Source organism: Streptococcus porcinus (assembly GCF_901542335.1).
Classification (GTDB): domain Bacteria; phylum Bacillota; class Bacilli; order Lactobacillales; family Streptococcaceae; genus Streptococcus; species Streptococcus porcinus_A.
The window spans coordinates 752804-774063 of the sequence record NZ_LR594036.1; the positions used below are offsets into that span (position 1 = coordinate 752804).

Below are 21260 nucleotides of genomic sequence, written 5' to 3' on the forward strand. Positions count from 1 at the left end.
AGAATACTTTATAGAGTGGGTAGTATGGAATTAAAAGTAACCAATAAAACAATTCTTGTCACAGGCGCTGCTGGTTTCATTGGGAGTAACCTTGTACTTGAACTATTAAAAGAAGAACATGTTGGTCATATTATCGGTCTTGATAATATGAATGATTATTATGATGTGTCTTTAAAGGAATTTCGTCTTAATCAGATTAATAATCTTGCAGAAACTAGTAAGTCTAGGTGGACTTTTATCAAAGGTTCAATTGCTGATAGAACACTTGTAGATGATATTTTTACAACTTATAAGCCTGATATTGTTGTGAATTTAGCGGCACAAGCGGGGGTGAGGTATTCTATTTCACATCCTGATATTTATATTGAAAGTAATATTATTGGCTTTTACAATATTTTGGAAGCCTGTCGACATAATCCTGTCGAACATCTTGTTTATGCGTCCTCATCATCTGTATATGGATCAAATGCCAAAATTCCTTATAGTACGGAAGATAGGGTAGATAGTCCTGTATCGTTATATGCTGCGACTAAGAAGTCTAATGAGTTATTAGCACATTCTTATAGTAAACTGTATAATATTCCTTCAACAGGCTTGCGATTCTTTACTGTTTATGGACCTGCAGGTCGTCCTGATATGGCGTACTTTGGCTTTACCAATAAATTAATTAAAGGTGAAACAATTCAAATTTTTAATTACGGAAATTGTAAACGTGATTTTACTTATGTTGACGACATTGTCAAAGGCATTACTTTAGTGATGAATGGCGCTCCCAAAAGAAGCCAAGGTGAAGATGGTTTGCCAATTCCTCCGTATGCTATTTATAATATAGGCAATAGCCACCCAGAAAACTTACTTGATTTTGTTACAATTCTTCAGGAAGAATTAATCGCGGCAGGAGTATTACCTCATAATTATGACTTTGAGTCTCACAAAGAACTTGTAGCAATGCAGCCAGGAGACGTTGCTGTTACCTATGCTGATACTAGTGCACTGGAAAAGGAGTTTGGTTACACCCCTAATACAAGTCTTCGTCAAGGGTTGAAACAATTTGCTGAATGGTATTATGACTTCTATGTGAAAGGACAATAACATGAAAAAAATTGCGGTAGCGGGTACTGGATATGTTGGGCTTTCGATGGCGGTCCTTTTGGCTCAACATCATCAGGTAACAGCGGTTGATATTATTCCTGAAAAGGTGGAGATGATTAATCAAAAACAATCTCCTATTCAAGATAAGGAAATTGAGGAGTTTTTGGCGACAAAAAACTTGCATTTAAAAGTAACTCTAGACGCTCATGAGGCTTATGTAGATGCGGAATTTGTTATTATTGCTGCGCCAACAAATTATGATAGCAAGCGTGATTTCTTTGATACTAGTGCTGTAGAATCAGTTATTGAAGCTGTTTTGGCTGTTAATAAAGATGCCGTTATGGTTATCAAATCGACGATTCCAGTTGGTTATACAGAAAGTGTTAGAGAAAAATATCATATAACAAATATCATTTTTAGTCCCGAGTTCTTAAGAGAGTCTCGCGCCTTATATGACAACTTATATCCAAGTCGGATTATAGTTGGAACAGATAAAGGTGATTCTGACCTGACAGATAAGGCAATTGCTTTTGCTAACTTGTTGCAGGAGGGGGCTATTAAAGAAGACATTGACACTTTAATTATGGGATTTACGGAAGCAGAAGCTGTTAAGTTATTTTCAAATACCTACCTTGCCTTACGTGTGTCCTATTTTAATGAGTTAGACACTTATGCTGAAAGTAAAGGGCTTGATACTAAATCTATTATTGAGGGTGTTGGTCTTGACCCCCGTATCGGTAGTCATTACAATAATCCGTCGTTTGGTTACGGTGGTTACTGCCTGCCTAAAGATACCAAGCAACTTTTAGCTAACTATAAAGATGTTCCACAAAATATGATGACGGCTATTGTTGAAAGTAATCGTACTCGTAAAGATTATATTGCTGACAGAGTGCTTGAGATGGCTGGTGCTTACCAAGGATCAAGCGATTACAACCCTGAAAAAGAAAAAGATATTACGATTGGGGTTTACCGCCTCACCATGAAGAGTAATAGTGATAATTTCAGGCAATCTTCGATTCAAGGTATTATGAAACGAATCAAAGCCAAAGGTGCTAAAGTTATTATTTTTGAACCAAGTTTAGATCAATCTGTTACATTTTTCGGAAGTCAGATTATCAATAATTTAGATGAGTTTAAAAAAAAATCACAAGCTATTATTGCGAATCGTTATGATTCAAGCTTGGATGATGTTAAAGATAAGGTCTATACTCGTGACTTATTCCGCCGTGATTAAAGGTTGCTTTTATCCCCTAATTATTATGCATTAGCATTGCCCTTTTAATTTTCTTGTGTTATATTTATAATATAGTTTTTGAGCGAAGTGTATGGTAAAGGATGGTGTTGTATGAGTGTAACTGAACAAGATGGTCACAAAGTTTTAATTCAAAAATTATTGGTCAGTATTCACTATTTGACACTGTTTAAGGATGAGTTATTACTAGTCGAAAAAACGCCTTCTATTTTAGGAGAAAATTTTCCGCCTGCTTTAGTGCAGTCTGAATTAGGAGATATCGTAGCCGCCATCAATGGATTAGATTTCCAGCAACGCTTAATAGAATCTACTTTTTGGTACGAAGAAAACGCCTTCAAATTAATGAATAAAACCCTTCAGATTGTTGATAAATGGGTAAAGGGTTTGGATGATTTGATTTCATTGTGTCAATCAAAAGAAGTTTTTCAAGCAATCTTGGGCGATAACCGGATTCGGGTCTTTGGGGTTTTGATTGATGTTTTTTCTTCTTTGAAAATCATTTCGATGTCCTTAAAAGAAGTACCTGTACCGCCAGTTCTTTATGAGCAAATCAAGATGGTCAATATTGAAGAAGAAGCTTTCCGTAAGCACTACCATAGTCCCAAACAGATGGCTCCTGAAACTCAATTTAGTCCGGAACACATACAAGGATAAAAATCAAGTCTTGCTTTGTACTGACCCCCAAAAGTTAGACATTATATTTTAAGCAAAGGATTTAGTTCTGTATTGTACGGGACTAAGTCCTTTTAGTTTTACTTTGATCCGTTTATTGTTGTAATAATCAATATATTTTTTAATAGCTTTTTCTAAATCTCCCAGAGATTTATAGTAGCTCTCATAGCCATAGAACATTTCTGACTTTAATATGCCAAAGAAGGATTCCATTATCCCATTGTCAGGGCTGTTTCCTTTACGTGACATAGATGGACGGATACCTTTAGAGTTTAAAAAGTGATGATAATAGTTGTGCTGATACTGCCAGCCTTGATCACTATGTAAAATAGTTCCGTTATAGTATTTATCTGGAAATGTCTTTTCTAGCATCGTTTTAATTTGGTTTAAGTTAGGAGAACGTGAAATGGTATAGTTTATTATCTCGCTATTATAACCATCAAGAACTGGTGATAAATAGAGTTTTCCCTCAGGTAAAGCAAATTCAGTCACATCGGTGTAACACTTCTCAAAAGGTTTAGAGGCTTCAAAATGGCGTTGAATAAGGTTATCTGCTTTCTTTCCAACCTCACCCTTATAAGATGAATAGCGTCTTTTGCGACGTATTCTCGCTGCCAAACCTAGTTCTTTCATCAAGCGCTGAACTCTTTTGTGGTTGATGATAAAACCTCTGTTACGCAGTTCCAAAGTGATTCGACGATAGCCATAGTTACCTTTATGTTTCTGATAGACTTCTTGAATTTGGTTTTTAATGGACTTGTCTAAATCATCTTGTTCTAGTTGCTTAAGATGATAGTAATAGGTTGAACGAGCTAATTGAGCTGCTCTTAGAAGTAAACCTAATCTAAATCCTCCATCAACCATTTCTTTAATGATTTCTGTCGTTCTTTCTCGATAGCTTCGTCCCGTTCTTCTAACTCTTTTAACTTTTTTAGGAAGGCGTTCTCCGTTCTGAGATATTCGTTCTCTTCCTGAAGGCGCTCTAATTCAGTCATTTCTTCCCAAGTTTTCTTTGGTTTACGTCCCATTTTTGCTGGTCTCCCTTTTGTTGTCTCAACAATAGTATAACCATTTTTCTTGTATTGCGCTATCCAATTGGCAAGAGTTCCTGGATTTGGGAAGGCGTAATCTAGAGAAACTGACATTAAGGATTGCCCATCTTTCAAGACTTTATTAATCATTTCTTGCTTCATTTCAGGTGAATAAGCTTGGTACTTTTGCTTCTTAACGATCTCAACTCCATAACGATCCATCAGTCGAATGGTATATTTTAAGTTGCAGCGGGTTACTCCAAATTGAATCTCTAATTGAGTCCAGGAAACACCTGACTTCTTTAAACGATAAATTTCTAATTTATCTTCATAACTTAATTTCATACAAAAACACCCCAAATGTTAGATTTTTTGTCCAACTTTTGGGGTGCAGTACACTTTTAGCAGGGCTTTTTGAGTAGACTACTTATACATTTCCCTATGTATTTTGTTAGAAAGTTAACCATTTTTTTGACACTTCTTTTTAAATAAGATATAATAACAAAAATAGCATACCTTTAACAAGTCCAGAGAGGCTTCAAGGTTAAAATAGTAAAAGTAAGAGCGGTTTGCTCTCTATTTTCTGTAACCTTACTCTCTGAGAGTAAGGTTTTTTTGTGTAGAAAGGAAGTTAAATGTTTGAAAAGCGTCCCATTATTGCGTTAGATTTTTCGGATTTTGAAGAAGTGAAGCTCTTTTTAAAGGTTTTCCCTGAGGAGGAAAAATTATATGTCAAAGTTGGAATGGAACTTTATTATGCTGTCGGTCCAGAAATAGTTTACTATATTAAATCTTTAGGGCACAGTGTTTTCCTTGATTTAAAATTACATGATATTCCTCATACGGTTAAAGCCACGATGCAAGTTCTGGCTAATATGAGAATTGATATGACTACTGTACACGCTGCTGGTGGAATTGAGATGCTGAAAGCTGCACGTGAGGGACTTGGTCAAGAAACTCGGTTAATAGCTGTCACCCAATTAACCTCAACTAATGAAGAAGAGATGCGTCAGAACCAGAATATTCAAACATCATTACTTGAGTCAGTTCTTCATTATGCTAAAGGAGCAGTCACATCTCAACTCGATGGTGTGGTTTGTTCAGCTCATGAAGTTAAGGCAATTAAAGAAGTGGCACCGGAGAGATTTATTTGTGTAACGCCAGGTATCCGACCGCAAGGAGCAGAGATTGGAGATCAAAAGCGTGTGGTGACACCTAAAGAAGCAAAAATAATGGGAAGTAACTATATTGTTGTAGGTAGGCCTATTACCCGAGCTCAAAACCCTTGGAAGGCCTATCAAGCTATCAAGAAGGAATGGAATGCCTAAAAGCATTTTTGAAGAGAATTGAGGAGAATAAGATGACTTTAGCTAAACAAATTGCTACTGAATTATTAGAGATTAGAGCTGTTTCTTTAAAGCCTGAACAGCCTTTTACCTGGGCTTCAGGCATAAAATCCCCAATCTATACAGATAATCGGATTACTCTTTCGTATCCCAAAACACGAACCTTAATTGAAGATGGCATCGTAGAAATTATTAAAAGGCACTATCCTGAGGTAGATATCATCGCAGGAACGGCGACAGCAGGTATTCCACACGGTGCTATAGTTGCTGATAAAATGAATCTGCCTTTTGCTTATATTCGTAGTAAGCCAAAAGACCATGGCGCAGGTAATCAGATTGAAGGATATATTGAAAAGGGACAAAAGATGGTTATCGTTGAAGATTTGATTTCAACTGGTGGTTCAGTTCTTGATGCTGCTGCCGCAGCTATTCGAGAAGGAGTAGAAGTACTTGGAGTCGTTGCAATCTTCACTTATGAATTGCCAAAGGCCAAAGCCAACTTTGATAAGGCAGGTATCAAGTGTCAGACTTTGTCTAACTACTCCCTCTTAATCCAAGTAGCCAAAGAAAATGGCTTTGTTAATGCTGAAGGCTTGGCTTTGCTAGAAAAATTCCAAGAAGACCAGGAAAATTGGCAAATGAAATAAAGGATTTTGTTTTTGAATGTTCGTCACCTTTTTCATGATATAATGAGTAGAAAAGGAAGGAGAAGCTTTTGCATGACTTATAAAACTCTTTTAACCGACTACAGTCAGGCTTACCGAGATACGGATCATTTTTATCATTTTAAAGATTCTGATTTGAAAACTCGCTATTATTCAAATTATCTTGATTACAAAATTTTACCCCGTTTAGAGCAGTTAAGTGCAGATTTAGCCTATCTGAGAGAAGAGCAAAAAGATTACCCTCTAGACTACGCAATGGTCTTTTTTCCTGAAAACGCTGAACTTCCGGAAAACATAAAAGCCTACTTGAAAGCTGAACAGTTTGAGATTGAAAAGCACATTATTTTTAGCACCCCTATAAGTCGTTTAAAGCTTAGTCAAAAGGTAATTGATGGTATTACTATTGAGAGATTAAGTGAGCGGCTTTTCAGGGATTACCTTGATTATAAATATCAACAGCGCTTAGTTTATGGCGAAAAATTTGCTAAAGAAATGCATGTCTGGGATCAAGTCCACCTTCCTGAAAAAGGGTCTGAAATTTTGATTGCACGAGATGATCAGGATATTATTGGAGATGTAACGGCTTGGCATTATGGTGACTATATTGAGATGGATGATTTTAGTGTTTTAGAAAACTATCGTGGAAAGGGAATTGGCTCTGCTCTACAAAAAGAAGCTAGTAAGGGATTTCAATATGCTATCCTCATTTCTGAAGAAGAAAACCGTCAAATGTATGAACACCAGGGCTATGAGGAAGTAGCTCATTACTGGACGGGTACTCGCAAAGAGGAGAGTCATAAAAAGAAGGACTAGCTTATCTGTTACCTTAACTCGGAGTATTGTGTAACATAACACTATGAGAAGATAGGTTTAATGACCTTAAAAAGCGATTATTATTGAAATCCAAGCTCACTTTTTAAGAAGTTGTACTTATTTTGATTTAAAAGAAAAAGTGGTTTATACTAAAGCGAGATCAATTTAGCCGGAGAGTACAGAATGAAAACATTAAAAGATGCAAGTGAAATGGCCCATGCTGTCAGAACACGCCGAGTAACGCCACTAGAACTAGTAGAAGATACAATTGCCAAAGCCAACAAAGTTAATCCTGATTTAAATGCGATTGTGTCAACGCGGTATGAAGAGGCGCGTGAAGAAGCTAGGAGTCGTGATTTTTCTAATTTGCCCTTTGCAGGTGTTCCTATTTTTATTAAAGATTTAGGGCAGAATTTGACTGGCTCTTTAGCTACTTCAGGGTCCGTCCTTTTTCAAAAGAACTATGCAACTGTGACTAGTCGTTATGTTCAGAAATTGCGAGACTTAGGTTTTATTATTTTAGGAAAAACCAATGTCCCAGAATTTGGTTTTAAAAATATTAGCGATAGTAAAGCGAATGGTACAGTCAATCTGCCCTTTGATCTTACGCGCAATGCGGGAGGATCGTCCGGCGGAGCAGCTGCTTTGATGGCAGCAGGAGTAACGGTCATCTCAGCAGCTAGCGATGGAGGTGGCTCGATACGAATCCCTGCTTCTTTTAATGGTCTGATTGGTTTAAAACCTAGTCGGGGGCGTATTTCGACGGGGCCTGAGTCCTACCGTAGTTGGCAAGGAGCATCAGTTCATTTTGCTTTAACCAAATCAGTGAGAGATACAAAAAACTTACTGTTCCATCTGCAGGAGTGTCAACTTGAAGGGCCTTTTCCCTTACCTCTACTAAGCGAGGATGTACTTTCTAATGCAAAATCTGTTCCGCTAAAAATTGCTCTATTAAGTAATGAAGTAGACGGAAGCCCTTTTTCAGATGAAGTTAACAAGGCCTTAGGAGAGGTAGTGACCTTTTTAGAAAATAATGGTCATACGATAACTTCTATTAATCGTCTACCCTTTGATATGGAAGCCCTGATTGATTCTTATTACTTTATGAATGCAGCTGAGACAGCAGCCATGTTTGACGAGATTGAGCAAGCAATCAAACGCCCGCTTACAAAAGCTGATATGGAGACAATGACCTGGGCCATTTATCAAGCAGGCCAGAATTTAAAAGCTAAAGATTATTCTAAGGTTATTTCTGAGTGGGACTTCTATAGTGCTTGTATGGCTAACTTTCATAAGGAATATGACTTGTTAATAACACCAACAACGCATGACATTGCTCCTAAGCATAGGCAACTTGACCCAACCCCTGACTTGATGGCAAAATTGGCTCAGGCTGAAGGCTATACGAGCAAAGAACAATTGCAGCTAGTTAAAGAGATGTTTCAAAAAGGTCTAGCACTCAATCCCTATACCCCACTTGCTAATTTAACGGGACAGCCAGCAATAACCTTACCTCTTTCCTTGGTTAAGGATAAATACCCATTAGGTATTCAATTTATAGCGGCAAAGGGTCGTGAAGACTTACTTTTACAAATAGCATCGCTCTTTGAAGAAGCTGGACAATTTAAAATGAAAATCTAATATATAATACAAAGAGAATCTATTATAGGTTAGGTTCTCTTTGTTTGTAAGCATTGCCATGACTGAAACAAAGGGTATAATGGTATACTAAACTTATTAAAAAAAGGAGTGTTTTTTCTAATGAAAAAAATCTATACATATATGTACTGCACCCCAAAAGTTGGACAAAAAATCTAACATTTGGGGTGTTTTTGTATGAAATTAAGTTATGAAGATAAATTAGAAATTTATCGTTTAAAGAAGTCAGGTGTTTCCTGGACTCAATTAGAGATTCAATTTGGAGTAACCCGCTGCAATAAAATATACCATTCGACTGATAGATCGTTATGGAGTCGAGATCGTTAAGAAGCAAAAGTACCAAGCTTATTCACCTGAAATGAAGCAAGAAATGATTAATAAAGTCTTGAAAGATGGGCAATCCTTAATGTCAGTTTCTCTAGATTACGCCTTCCCAAATCCAGGAACTCTTGCCAATTGGATAGCGCAATACAAGAAAAATGGTTATACTATTGTTGAGACAACAAAAGGGAGACCAGCAAAAATGGGACGTAAACCAAAGAAAACTTGGGAAGAAATGACTGAATTAGAGCGCCTTCAGGAAGAGAACGAATATCTCAGAACGGAGAACGCCTTCCTAAAAAAGTTAAAAGAGTTAGAAGAACGGGACGAAGCTATCGAGAAAGAACGACAGAAATCATTAAAGAAATGGTTGATGGAGGATTTAGATTAGGTTTACTTCTAAGAGCAGCTCAATTAGCTCGTTCAACCTATTACTATCATCTTAAGCAACTAGAACAAGATGATTTAGACAAGTCCATTAAAAACCAAATTCAAGAAGTCTATCAGAAACATAAAGGTAACTATGGCTATCGTCGAATCACTTTGGAACTGCGTAACAGAGGTTTTATCATCAACCACAAAAGAGTTCAGCGCTTGATGAAAGAACTAGGTTTAACAGCGAGAATACGTCGCAAAAGACGCTATTCATCTTATAAGGGTGAGGTTGGAAAGAAAGCAGATAACCTTATTCAACGCCATTTTGAAGCCTCTAAACCTTTTGAGAAGTGTTACACCGATGTGACTGAATTTGCTTTACCTGAGGGAAAACTCTATTTATCACCAGTTCTTGATGGTTATAATAGCGAGATAATAAACTATACCATTTCACGTTCTCCTAACTTAAACCAAATTAAAACGATGCTAGAAAAGACATTTCCAGATAAATACTATAACGGAACTATTTTACATAGTGATCAAGGCTGGCAGTATCAGCACAACTATTATCATCACTTTTTAAACTCTAAAGGTATCCGTCCATCTATGTCACGTAAAGGAAACAGCCCTGACAATGGGATAATGGAATCCTTCTTTGGCATATTAAAGTCAGAAATGTTCTATGGCTATGAGAGCTACTATAAATCTCTGGGAGATTTAGAAAAAGCTATTAAAAAATATATTGATTATTACAACAATAAACGGATCAAAGTAAAACTAAAAGGACTTAGTCCCGTACAATACAGAACTAAATCCTTTGCTTAAAATATAATGTCTAACTTTTGGGGGTCAGTACAATATCGCTTTAGCTTTTTCAGTTTTTGTTTTAACGGCTTGCGCCTCAAAAAAAGATGACCAAGGTCAGGCTCAATGGAATAAAATTGAGAAGAAGGGTGAACTGAAAGTAGCAACCTCAGGAACTCTTTTTCCACAGTCATTCCATGATAAGAAGAATAAGTTAACAGGCTATGATGTTGAAATCATCAAAGAAGTTGGGAAACGCTTAGGACTTAAGGTTAAGTTCACTGAGATGGGGGTTGATGGCATGCTTTCAGCTCTTAATAGTGGTCAGGTTGATATAGCAGGATATTCCATTGAAAAGGATAGTAAGAATGCAAAGAAATTCTTGTACACTAATGCCCATAAATATTCCTTTGGTTCGATGATTGTCCGCCAATCAGATGATTCTGGAATTAAATCATTGAAGGATTTAAAAGGTAAAAAAGCTGCGGGAGCTTCGACAACTTCATATATGAAAGTGGCTAAGAAGTTTGGCGCTAAGTTAGTTATCTATGATAATGTGACTAACGATGTTTATCTAGAGGATGTCGCTAATGGCAGAACTGACGTTATTTTAAATGATTTCTATCTTCCAATGGCAAGTAAAGCCCTTCCTGATATTCCTGTGAAAGTCTTAAAAGGTGTTTATTACAACCCTTCAGAATCAAACTTTGCTATTAAGTTAGGTAATGAAAAACTTCAGAAGAAAGTAAACAGTACCTTAGCAGAAATGAAAAAAGATGGGACTTTAACTAAATTATCTAAAGAATTCTTTGCTGGTCAAGACGTATCAAAAGAGAAAAAATATGACTTTAAAAAAATTGACGTTTCAGACGTTGATTAATTAGAAATGGACAGTTGCCGATGAAATTTATTGATTTTCAATTAATGAAAGACAGTCTCTGGTTTGTACTTTCGGGACTACCATACACTATTGGAATCTCGGCGCTGAGTTTTTTAACTGGTATCAGTTTGGGGGTTCTGTTAGCAATCCTTGGAAGATCACAGCATGGCTTTTTCAGAAGAGTTGTGAAGGTTTATATATCAATCATGCGCGGTGTTCCTATGATTGTTGTGCTCTTTATGTTGTATTTTGGGATGCCCTATTTTGACCTGCAATTGCCAGCCTTGCTTTGTGCTTATATTGGCTTTAGTTTGGTGAGTTCGGCTTATATTTCAGAGATATTTAGATCTTCTATTAATGCTGTCGCCTTAGGGCAATGGGAAGCAGCCAAAGCGCTGGGTCTACCTCAAAAAACGGTCATAAAAAAGGTTATCTTACCACAAGCTATTCGAATTGCTATTCCGCCACTTGGAAACGTTGTTATTGATATGATAAAAAGCTCATCACTAGCAGCAATGATCACAGTTCCTGATATTTTTCAAAATGCCAAGATTGTTGGCGGTAGGGAATGGGATTATATGTCCATGTATATTTTAGTGGCGTTCATTTATTGGTCCCTTTGTTATTTATTCGAAAATTTTCAAGCTTATCTGGAACGTAGATTACAACTTCCAAATGGATAAAAAAGTGTTTAACCTCAGAAATCACTGGTTTCTGAGGTTTTTATCTGTAAAATATGCTAAAATATGAGCTAAAGAAATGAAATTTTTTTGCTCTAGAAGAAAGGTAGTTTATGAAACATTCAACTTGGCATAAGATGATAAAAGCGTCTCTTCCGGATGATTATTTTGCTAGAATCAATCACTTTTTAGATCAGGCTTATCAATCAGGGATAATCTATCCTAAACGTGAAAATGTTTTTCGTTCTCTAGTAGAGACGCCCTATGAAGAAACAAAAGTTGTCATTTTGGGTCAAGACCCTTACCATGGCCCTAGACAAGCGCAAGGCCTATCCTTCTCTGTGCCAGATGACCTACCAGCACCTCCGTCTCTTCAAAACATGCTAAAGGAACTAGAGACCGATATAGGACTGCGTGATCATCATGATTTATTACCTTGGGCAAAGCAAGGGGTACTTTTATTGAATGCCTGCTTGACCGTTCCTGAACATCAGGCGAATGGGCACGCAGGGCTTATTTGGGAACCTTTTACAGATGCTGTTATCAAGGTTGCTAATAGCAAAGACACCCCTGTCGTTTTTATCTTATGGGGAGGCTATGCTAGGAAAAAGAAGACATTGATTACCAATCCGAAACATTTGGTGATTGAAAGTGCTCATCCTAGCCCTTTATCGGCCTATCGTGGTTTTTTTGGTAGCCACCCTTACTCACGAACGAACCAATTTCTTGAAGATAATGGTCTTGCTCCCATTGATTGGTTGTCTTAATACGATTTTTAGATAAACTAGAACTTATGCCTGCTACTGATAGGTTCCTAGTTTAGGAGTGTTAAGATTAGTAGTCGAAAAGTTTTTTATTAATTTAAAAATTCCCTCTCGTTTGAAAGGGAATTTTTTTGTGGTTATGATTTTTTCTGCTGGCTTAGGTTTAGTCCCCAAGGAACGAGATTTTCTTTTTTTGATCTGATGCGCTGGATGTTATCTTTATGACGATAAATAATGAGTGTCGCCAGCGAGATGACGATAACAAGCAAGATAGGGTCTGGTTGATTTAAGAGGAAATGGATTCTTGGGAAGACAAGTACAGTAATCGCGGCAATAATGGCTGTGCAGATACTTGATAGTGAAATCATACTGAATAGATAGAGAATCACTAAAAAGATAATGGCCAGAAAAAGGACGTAGAGCGGTGAGTAGCCAAGGATAACTCCAGCACTGGTTGCTACGGCCTTGCCTCCTTTAAATTTAGCAAAAAGAGGGAAGGTGTGTCCGACTACTGCAAAAAATCCAAAAATGATGGGTGATAAAAAGGTAACTCCAAAGATGATTGGCAACAGGGTCGCAATAGTCCCTTTTAGAATATCAATTGCTAAGGTAGCAAGACCGGCCTTAATCCCTAAGATGCGGAAGGTATTGGTTGTACCAGTATTGCCAGATCCGTGTTCTCTCAAATTGATATGGTAAAAATATTGGCCAATCCAGAGCCCTGTAGGTATCGAACCAAGGAGATATGCAATAATAATTAAGAATGTTAGTTTCATAGTTTTTATTATACCATAAAGCTTTTTTTAGATGAGTCAATCTCACTTAAATTTAGATAATAAAAAAATAACTTTGCAAAATTCTCAAAAAACTTGTAAGATTATAAAGATGAAAAAATCTGGAGGTCACTTTGGCTAAAAAAGAAATATCCATAACCAATTATAATGATGATGCAATACAGGTCCTTGAGGGATTAGATGCTGTTCGCAAGCGCCCAGGGATGTATATTGGCTCTACAGATGCAACCGGTCTCCATCATCTCATTTGGGAAATTGTAGATAATGCTGTCGACGAAGCCTTATCAGGTTTTGGTAACGAAATCAAGGTTACCATTAATGCTGATGGCTCAGTTAGTGTTGCTGATAGTGGACGGGGGATGCCAACTGGTAAACATGCTATGGGAATACCAACTGTACAAGTTATCTTCACTGTCTTACATGCTGGAGGTAAGTTTGGACAAGGTGGTTATAAAACCTCAGGTGGTCTCCACGGTGTTGGTTCATCAGTTGTCAATGCCTTGTCTAAGTGGCTTGAAGTTGAAATTACTCGTGACGGTTCAGTTTATAAGCAACGCTTTGAAAATGGTGGTAAACCAGTCTCAACTCTGAAGAAGATTGCTTCAGCTCCAAAGAGTAAAACGGGCACAACAGTTACTTTTATGCCTGACGATAGTATCTTTTCAACAACTGATTTTAAATTTAACACTATTGCAGAGCGGCTTAAAGAATCAGCTTTTCTTTTAAAGGACGTCAAGATGTCTTTGACAGATCTGCGCGGAGAAGAAGCTGTTACAGAAGAATTTCACTATGAAAATGGCGTGCAAGACTTTGTATCTTATCTCAATGAAGATAAGGAAACTTTGACTCCAGTCATTTATGTTGAAGGAGAAGATCAAGAGCTTCAAGTGCAAGTAGCACTCCAGTATAATGATGGTTTTTCTGATAATATTTTATCCTTTGTCAATAATGTGCGAACCAAAGATGGTGGTAGCCACGAGACTGGTTTGAAGACGGCTATAACAAAGGTTATGAATGATTATGCCCGCAAAACAAATCTTTTAAAAGATAAGGACAAAAACTTAGAGGGCTCTGATTATCGTGAAGGATTATCAGCTGTTTTATCGATCTTGGTTCCTGAACAACATTTACAATTTGAAGGACAAACCAAGGATAAACTGGGAAGCCCACTGGCTCGTCCAGTTGTTGATGGAATTGTATCTGAAAAATTGACTTATTTTTTACTTGAGAATGGTGAATTAGCGACTAATCTAGTTCGTAAAGCTATTAAAGCCCGTGACGCTCGCGAAGCTGCTCGGAAGGCTCGAGATGAATCTCGAAACGGCAAGAAAAATAAAAAAGATAAAGGTCTGCTCTCTGGAAAATTAACCCCAGCTCAATCCAAAAACGCTAAGAAAAATGAACTTTATTTGGTCGAAGGGGATTCAGCTGGTGGTTCAGCTAAACAAGGTCGTGACCGCAAGTTTCAAGCTATTTTGCCACTTCGAGGTAAGGTTTTAAATACTGAAAAAGCTAAAATGACGGATATTCTCAAGAATGAGGAAATTAATACCATGGTTTATACCATCGGCGCTGGTGTTGGAGCTGACTTTAGAATTGAAGAGATTAACTACGACAAAATCATCATCATGACGGATGCGGATACTGATGGTGCCCATATTCAAACTTTACTGCTAACCTTTTTTTACCGTTATATGCGCCCACTTGTTGAGGAAGGGCATGTCTATATTGCTTTACCGCCTCTCTACAAAATGTCTAAAGGTAAGGGCAAAACAGCTAAGGTGTCCTATGCTTGGACAGACGGAGAGCTAGAAGACCTACGAAGGGAATTTGGAAAAGGGGCTATGCTACAGCGCTACAAGGGTCTAGGTGAGATGAATGCAGACCAACTATGGGAGACAACTATGGACCCTGAAACTAGGACTCTCATTCGTGTGACTATTGACGACTTAGCGCGTGCAGAGAGACGTGTGTCTGTGCTGATGGGAGATAAGGCGGCCCCTAGACGGCAATGGATTGAAGACAATGTTACATTTACACTTGAAGAGAACACAGTCTTCTAACACGCACAGTGAGTTCTAAGTGAAAATAACAATAGCTTGCTTAAAATTAAAATGCAACTACTTTTAATTTCTCACTTTGTGATTAATATTATATAATTGTATATAATAATTAATTTACTTAACTATTTAGAGCAGTGATTGATCATTCTGTTTCTAATTTGGACGATGTCTTATTTCAAATTTGTGAGGTAGAGCTATGAAAAAACATTTTGATAAAAAGCAAGCTATGGAAGAGTTGCAAAAAGGCTATAAAAAGGCTGATCGCCTGCTAAAAGATGATGCTAAAATGGAATCTTTCCTTGATAAATTGGAAAGAAGAATTAAGTGGATTCCGTTTATCAGACAAGAATTAAAATCGGTACCCATTCTAATTAGTATGGTCCGTAGCTATTGGAAAAGGGATTACAGACAGGTGCCTCGAAGAACTATCGTAGCTATCGTGAGTGCTTTAATCTATTTTCTATCTCCAATTGATTTTATTCCTGACTGGATTCCTTTTTTGGGACAATTAGATGATGCACTTGTTGTCGCTACTTGTTGGAATCTGGTTTATAAGGATATTGAGGATTACCGTCAGTGGAAAAAAGCGCGGCCAGTGTTCTCTGACTAAACTCTTTTCTTCTTGGAAAATGATTCAATAAGGTCTGATTAGTTTTTCAAGACAGGTTCAGGTGGTCATTAACTACAAGAACTTGTCTTGATATTTTGTGTAAGGAATAATTTTTCCAAATTAGCATTAAGAAAAATCTTAAAGCTTTCATGTCGCCTTTGAGTTACCTCTTTTACTTGAAATATACCTTTAAACAAACAGAAAGGAATTGAACCTGCTCTAAATGCTGCATCAAAAAGATAAGTCTCATAGAAAATCAGGATTTCCTAGTGATTATTTATATTATCTTTGCAGTTTTGGGGTTTGGTATCTTAAATATGAGTAACATTCAAAACATGTCCCTAGAGGATATCATGGGAGAACGCTTTGGGCGTTATTCCAAATATATTATTCAGGAGCGGGCTCTACCTGATATTAGAGATGGTCTAAAACCTGTTCAACGTCGTATTTTATATTCCATGTATAAAGATGGAAATACTTTTGAGAAAGGTTTCCGTAAATCTGCAAAATCTGTAGGGAATATCATGGGAAATTTCCACCCTCATGGGGATTCCTCAATTTATGATGCCATGGTGCGGATGAGTCAGGATTGGAAGAATCGTGAAATCCTTGTTGAAATGCATGGTAATAATGGCTCGATGGATGGTGATCCTCCTGCAGCTATGCGTTACACAGAAGCCCGTTTATCAGAAATTTCAGGCTATCTTTTACAAGATATTGAGAAAAATACGGTACCATTTGCTTGGAATTTTGATGATACAGAAAAAGAGCCAACAGTTCTGCCAGCAGCTTATCCTAACCTCTTGGTTAATGGTGCTACTGGTATTTCTGCAGGTTATGCTACCGATATTCCTCCACATAATTTAGCAGAAGTGATTGATGCGACGGTTTATTTAATTGATCATCCTAAAGCTAAATTGGACAAATTAATGGAGTTTTTACCTGGTCCAGATTTTCCGACCGGAAGTATTATCCAAGGTCAAGATGAGATTCGTAAAGCGTATGAAACAGGCAAAGGGCGAGTAGTTGTTCGTTCAAAGACGGAGATTGAAGAGCTTAAAGGCGGCAAACAACAGATTATTGTTACTGAAATTCCATATGAGATTAACAAGTCCGTTTTAGTTAAAAGAATTGATGATGTTCGTGTTAATAACAAAGTTCCTGGAATAGTAGAAGTCCGTGATGAATCTGACAGATCTGGTTTACGAATTGCGATTGAGTTGAAAAAAGATGCCGATACACAGACTGTTTTAAACTATTTGTTGAAGTATACTGATTTACAGGTCAATTACAACTTTAATATGGTAGCTATTGATAACTATACACCACATCAAGTTGGTATTCAAAAGATACTTAGCTCCTATATTGCGCACCGTAAGTCAATCATCGTTGAACGTTCCAAATTTGATATGGCTAAAGCCGAAAAGCGCCTTCATATTGTTGAGGGACTGATTCGAGTTATTTCTATCCTTGATGAAGTGATTGCCTTGATTCGTGCATCTGAAAACAAAGCGGATGCAAAGGAAAACTTGAAAATCAGCTACGCTTTTACCGAGGAGCAAGCAGAAGCTATTGTTACTTTGCAACTATATCGTTTGACGAATACCGATATTGTTACTTTGCAAAATGAAGAGGAAGAACTTCGTAATTTAATAACTACTTTGGGAGCTATTATCGCTGATGAAGCTACCATGTATAATGTGATGAAGCATGAATTACGAGAGGTTAAAAAGAAATTTGGCAATCCTCGTCGTTCACAATTACAAAAAGAGACAGAGACAATTGAAATTGATACTGCTAGCTTGATTGTGGAAGAAGAGACCTTTGTTAGCCTTACACAAGGTGGGTATATTAAACGCACCAGCCCTCGATCCTTCAATGCTTCAACGATTGAAGAGGTTGGTAAACGTGATGATGATCGCTTAATTTTCGTAACCAGTGCAAAAACAACCCAGCATCTTCTTATTTTTACAGATTTAGGAAATGTTATTTACCGTCCTGTGCATGAATTGCAAGATATTCGCTGGAAGGAAGTTGGTGAGCACTTATCTCAAACTATTACTAACTACGGTAATGACGAGAAGATTTTGTATGCTGAGCTTGTTGATGATTTCAAATCAGTAACTTACTATAGTGTGACACAATTAGGTCAAATTAAGCGCTTTGCAAGATCAGAGCTAGCACCATGGCGTACCTATCGCTCTAAATCACTTAAATATGCGAAACTAAAAAATGAGCAGGATCGTATTATTGCTGTTCAGCCTATCCTATTTGACGATATCATGTTGATTTCACATCAAGGTTATGCCCTTCGTTTTTCTAATGAAGAAGTGCCCGTTCAAGGATTAAAAACAGCTGGTGTGAAAGCGATGAATCTTAAAAAAGGTGACTATATTGCTTCTGCTTTCTTAGCCTATACAGACAGTTTCTTTGTCCTAACACAACGCGGCAGCTTGAAGCGAGTTGCTATGGAGGATATCCCGCAAACGAGTCGGGCGAACAGGGGGCTATTGGTTCTGAGAGAATTAAAAAATAAACCTCATCGTGTCTTCTTAGCTGGCGCTGTTAGGAGTTCAGTTTCAACTAAAGCCATTGATCTATTTAGTAATCCTCAAGTTGACAATGATGAACCTAGTTTAAGATTGATAGTTACTAGTAAAACTGGTCAAGAATATTTAGTGAATTTAGCTAACTATTCCTTGTCTGAACGAACAAGTAATGGTACTTTTATTTCAGATACCATCTCAGATCAAGAGGTCTTATCAGTAAGATTTGACTAAAAAGGACGAAAGTTCTTTTTAGTTTGAATCTATTTTTCTGAAAATTAAAAACATTAGAATATAGTTGCTTTTCACGAAAATTACGATACAATATATAAAAGCAGAAATGAGGATACGATATGACACTTGATATAGATTGGAATAATCTAGGATTTGAATACCATAAGTTACCTTACCGTTATATTTCTTATTTTAAAGATGGACAATGGGATCAGGGACAATTCACCGAAGATGCTAATTTACATCTATCCGAAGCAGCACCAGCTTTACACTATGGGCAACAGGCTTTTGAAGGTTTAAAAGCTTATAGGACAAAAGATGGTTCTATTCAGCTCTTTCGTCCTGATTGCAATGCTGCTCGTTTACAAGCAACAGCAGAGCGTTTATTAATGCCACGAATATCAACAGAACAATTTATTGATGCGGTTAAGCAAGTGGTTAAAGCGAACCAAGAGTATGTTCCTCCTTATGGTACAGGAGCAAGTTTATATCTTCGTCCCTTATTAATTGGTATTGGGGATGTTATCGGTGTTAAACCAGCTGATGAGTATATCTTTACTATCTTTGCGATGCCAGTAGGAGCTTATTTTAAAGGTGGCTTAATGCCAACAAATTTTATTGTTTCTGAAGAGTATGATCGTGCGGCTCCATTTGGAACGGGAGCAGCAAAGGTCGGAGGCAACTACGCTGGCTCGCTTTTACCAGGAAAAGCGGCAAAAGCTAATGGTTTTTCTGATGTGATTTATTTAGATCCGGCCACTCATACTAAAATTGAAGAAGTTGGCGCAGCTAATTTCTTCGGTATCACCGCTAATAATGAGTTCATTACTCCTTTAAGTCCATCAATTCTGCCGTCTATTACTAAATATTCTCTTCTCGAATTAGCCGAAAAGAGATTAGGGATGACTGTTATTGAAGGAGATGTTCCAATTGATGATTTGGATAAATTTGTAGAAGCTGGTGCTTGTGGAACAGCTGCTGTTATCTCACCGATTGGTGGTATCCAGTACCATAATCATTTGCATGTTTTTTACAGTGAGACAGAGGTTGGACCAGTAACCCGACGTTTGTATGACGAATTAGTTGGCATTCAGTTTGGTGATATTGAAGCCCCAGAGGGATGGATTGTAAAAGTTGATTAAATCCAAAGCTTGCTCTTGCAAGCTTTCAGATTGAAGACAAACTGGCCTAAATCTCCAGTTTGTCTTTTCTTTTACTTTCATTATGATTATTGGGCTAACTTTGGCAATTTTCAAGCCAATTAAAAAGGATATTCTCGCCATTATCTTACTATATTTTTTCATATTCAAGCACGCTAAAGTCAGTCCAACGGTTGCCTCCATTTTGGACTTTCCTTTTAATCTCGTGTAGCGCAAATTGTGATATTCTTTAGCTGTTCCAAATAAGCGTTCTATCGTTTCTTTGCGCTGTTGATAACATTCTTTCATCCCTTTTTGGTGTCGGATGTCTTCACAGACTTCTAAATCTTCTTTCCATAGATGACGAGTGATAACTTTTTGATGGGTTTTCGATTGGGTACAGACTGATAATAGCGGACAGGTCTGACAGATAGCTGGATCACTTTTGTACTCACTATAGCCATCTCGAGTAGTGGTTGAATAACATAAGGGGTGGTTCTCTGGACAGAGGTAGACATCATAATACTCATCATAGACAAACTCTTTAGGACTAAGCATTCCTTTTTTGCCACGTGGTCTAGTATATGGAAAAACGGGTGTGATACCTAGAGATAATAAATAGTGGGCAATGCTGGGTGTTTTATAACCAGAGTCTGCGATAAGATAGCTTGGTTGTAATGCTTTAATTTGGTCAAACAGTTCTGGGAAAGCCTGACTATCATGAACATTCCCAGCGTGAATACTATATCCTAGTGCCCAACCATATTTATCACAAGCGACTTGAGCATTATAAGCAAAAACTTGTTTGTGTTCTCCCTTATGAAACCAACCGCTATCAGAGTCGGTTGTAGAAATTTTCTTACTTGTGGGCTCTTTTTCTCTGGCGAGCCCTAACAACTTTTTTCCGTGTTTTTCCCTATCTTTGGCAATTTCTCGCTCTAATTGGGCACTCATGAATTTAGCTTGCGCCTCTACTTCCTGATTGATATATTTGTGATTGTTAGCAACTGCTTTAATATGGGTACCGTCCACAAAGATTTCAGTAGGGTCAATTAACCCGGCATTCAGGCAGAGCCCTAAGATATGAGAAAAGATAGCTTCAATGACTTGTTTATCTTGGAAACGACGACTGTAGTTCTTTCCGTATGTTGTGAAATGAGGCACCTTATCTTCTAAAGTCAACCCAAGAAACCAGCGGTAAGCCACATTAACCTCAATTTCCTTGATGGTTTGACGCATGGAACGAATGCCAAAGAGACATTGAATCATGGGAATTTTCACTAACATGACAGGGTCCAAACTAGGACGACCGTTATCCGCACAATAACTGTCCTTCACTAAGTCATAAATAAATGAAAAATCTATCGCTTCATCAATTTGACGCAAGAGATGGTCTTTAGGAACCAAGTCATCTAAACTATAGAAACCAACTTGATTGCGATTGTAGTTAGGATTTTCTTTGTGGAACATACTGAGACCTCCTAGAACTTCTTATCTTTATTATAACTCTTAGCAAA

Annotated in this window: 17 protein-coding genes and 1 pseudogene; 15 read left to right on the forward strand and 3 right to left on the reverse strand. The window is 37.4% G+C overall.

What is annotated here, in order from left to right:
- The first annotated feature begins 24 nt into the window (after nucleotides 1–24).
- From FGK96_RS03630 to FGK96_RS03640, 3 genes are all read left to right on the forward strand, one after another.
- Nucleotides 25–1092, forward strand: a complete 1068-nt coding sequence (locus FGK96_RS03630) for an NAD-dependent epimerase/dehydratase family protein (RefSeq protein ID WP_138081486.1) — start codon at nucleotides 25–27, stop codon at nucleotides 1090–1092.
- Between the two features lies 1 nt (nucleotide 1093).
- Complete coding sequence (locus FGK96_RS03635) at nucleotides 1094–2329, forward strand: nucleotide sugar dehydrogenase (RefSeq protein ID WP_138081489.1); 1236 nt, start codon at nucleotides 1094–1096, stop codon at nucleotides 2327–2329.
- Nucleotides 2330–2440: 111 nt separating this feature from the next.
- A complete protein-coding gene (locus tag FGK96_RS03640) occupies nucleotides 2441–3001 on the forward strand; it encodes a hypothetical protein (RefSeq protein WP_138081493.1) in 561 nt (186 codons plus the stop codon).
- A gap of 48 nt (nucleotides 3002–3049) precedes the next feature.
- Here the strand turns inward: FGK96_RS03640 and FGK96_RS03645 are convergent.
- Nucleotides 3050–4395, reverse strand: a protein-coding gene (locus FGK96_RS03645) for an IS3 family transposase (protein ID WP_420031098.1) whose coding sequence is annotated in 2 segments (ribosomal slippage) — nucleotides 3050–3954 and nucleotides 3954–4395 — 1347 coding nt in all. Because the reading frame shifts where the segments join, the coding sequence is not laid out codon by codon here.
- A 290-nt stretch (nucleotides 4396–4685) separates the two neighbouring features.
- On the opposite strand from FGK96_RS03645, the gene pyrF reads away from it, so the two are divergent.
- From pyrF to FGK96_RS03690, 8 genes and pseudogenes are all read left to right on the forward strand, one after another.
- On the forward strand, nucleotides 4686–5378 hold the full coding sequence (gene pyrF / locus FGK96_RS03650; protein ID WP_138081496.1) for an orotidine-5'-phosphate decarboxylase: 693 nt from the start codon (nucleotides 4686–4688) through the stop codon (nucleotides 5376–5378).
- Nucleotides 5379–5410: 32 nt separating this feature from the next.
- A complete protein-coding gene (gene pyrE, locus FGK96_RS03655) occupies nucleotides 5411–6043 on the forward strand; it encodes an orotate phosphoribosyltransferase (protein ID WP_138081499.1) in 633 nt (210 codons plus the stop codon).
- Nucleotides 6044–6115: 72 nt separating this feature from the next.
- Nucleotides 6116–6874: a GNAT family N-acetyltransferase gene (locus FGK96_RS03660; protein WP_138081502.1), complete on the forward strand. Its 759-nt coding sequence runs from the start codon at nucleotides 6116–6118 to the stop codon at nucleotides 6872–6874.
- A gap of 183 nt (nucleotides 6875–7057) precedes the next feature.
- Entirely contained in the window at nucleotides 7058–8515 is a 1458-nt protein-coding gene (locus FGK96_RS03665; RefSeq protein ID WP_138081505.1) for an amidase, read from the forward strand.
- 195 nt (nucleotides 8516–8710) lie between these two features.
- Nucleotides 8711–10054 (forward strand): annotated as a pseudogene (locus tag FGK96_RS03675) (IS3 family transposase).
- Nucleotides 10055–10088: 34 nt separating this feature from the next.
- On the forward strand, nucleotides 10089–10913 hold the full coding sequence (locus tag FGK96_RS03680; protein WP_138081515.1) for a transporter substrate-binding domain-containing protein: 825 nt from the start codon (nucleotides 10089–10091) through the stop codon (nucleotides 10911–10913).
- Nucleotides 10914–10933: 20 nt separating this feature from the next.
- Complete coding sequence (locus FGK96_RS03685; protein ID WP_138081518.1) at nucleotides 10934–11596, forward strand: amino acid ABC transporter permease; 663 nt, start codon at nucleotides 10934–10936, stop codon at nucleotides 11594–11596.
- A gap of 110 nt (nucleotides 11597–11706) precedes the next feature.
- The gene (locus tag FGK96_RS03690) at nucleotides 11707–12360 is read left to right on the forward strand and encodes a uracil-DNA glycosylase (protein ID WP_138081521.1); all 654 of its coding nucleotides are present in this window, start codon (nucleotides 11707–11709) and stop codon (nucleotides 12358–12360) included.
- A gap of 134 nt (nucleotides 12361–12494) precedes the next feature.
- On the opposite strand, the gene plsY is transcribed toward FGK96_RS03690, so the two are convergent.
- Complete coding sequence (plsY, locus tag FGK96_RS03695) at nucleotides 12495–13133, reverse strand: glycerol-3-phosphate 1-O-acyltransferase PlsY (RefSeq protein ID WP_138081524.1); 639 nt, start codon at nucleotides 13131–13133, stop codon at nucleotides 12495–12497.
- Nucleotides 13134–13264: 131 nt separating this feature from the next.
- Here plsY and parE point away from each other — a divergent pair, with 131 nt between their 5' ends.
- The 4 genes from parE (at nucleotide 13265) to FGK96_RS03715 (ending at nucleotide 19746) form a co-directional block, all read left to right on the forward strand.
- Entirely contained in the window at nucleotides 13265–15214 is a 1950-nt protein-coding gene (gene parE, locus FGK96_RS03700) for a DNA topoisomerase IV subunit B (protein WP_138081527.1), read from the forward strand.
- A gap of 196 nt (nucleotides 15215–15410) precedes the next feature.
- Nucleotides 15411–15824, forward strand: a complete 414-nt coding sequence (locus FGK96_RS03705; protein ID WP_138081530.1) for a YkvA family protein — start codon at nucleotides 15411–15413, stop codon at nucleotides 15822–15824.
- Nucleotides 15825–16141: 317 nt separating this feature from the next.
- Nucleotides 16142–18604 (forward strand): DNA topoisomerase IV subunit A, encoded by a 2463-nt coding sequence (gene parC, locus FGK96_RS03710; protein ID WP_138083493.1) that lies wholly within the window; start codon nucleotides 16142–16144, stop codon nucleotides 18602–18604.
- Nucleotides 18605–18723: 119 nt separating this feature from the next.
- The gene (locus FGK96_RS03715; RefSeq protein WP_138081533.1) at nucleotides 18724–19746 is read left to right on the forward strand and encodes a branched-chain amino acid aminotransferase; all 1023 of its coding nucleotides are present in this window, start codon (nucleotides 18724–18726) and stop codon (nucleotides 19744–19746) included.
- Here the strand turns inward: FGK96_RS03715 and FGK96_RS03720 are convergent.
- On the reverse strand, nucleotides 19684–21213 hold the full coding sequence (locus FGK96_RS03720) for an IS1182 family transposase (protein ID WP_138081535.1): 1530 nt from the start codon (nucleotides 21211–21213) through the stop codon (nucleotides 19684–19686). The two genes, FGK96_RS03715 and FGK96_RS03720, sit on opposite strands and share 63 nt — an antisense overlap.
- Between the last annotated feature and the right edge of the window lie 47 nt (nucleotides 21214–21260).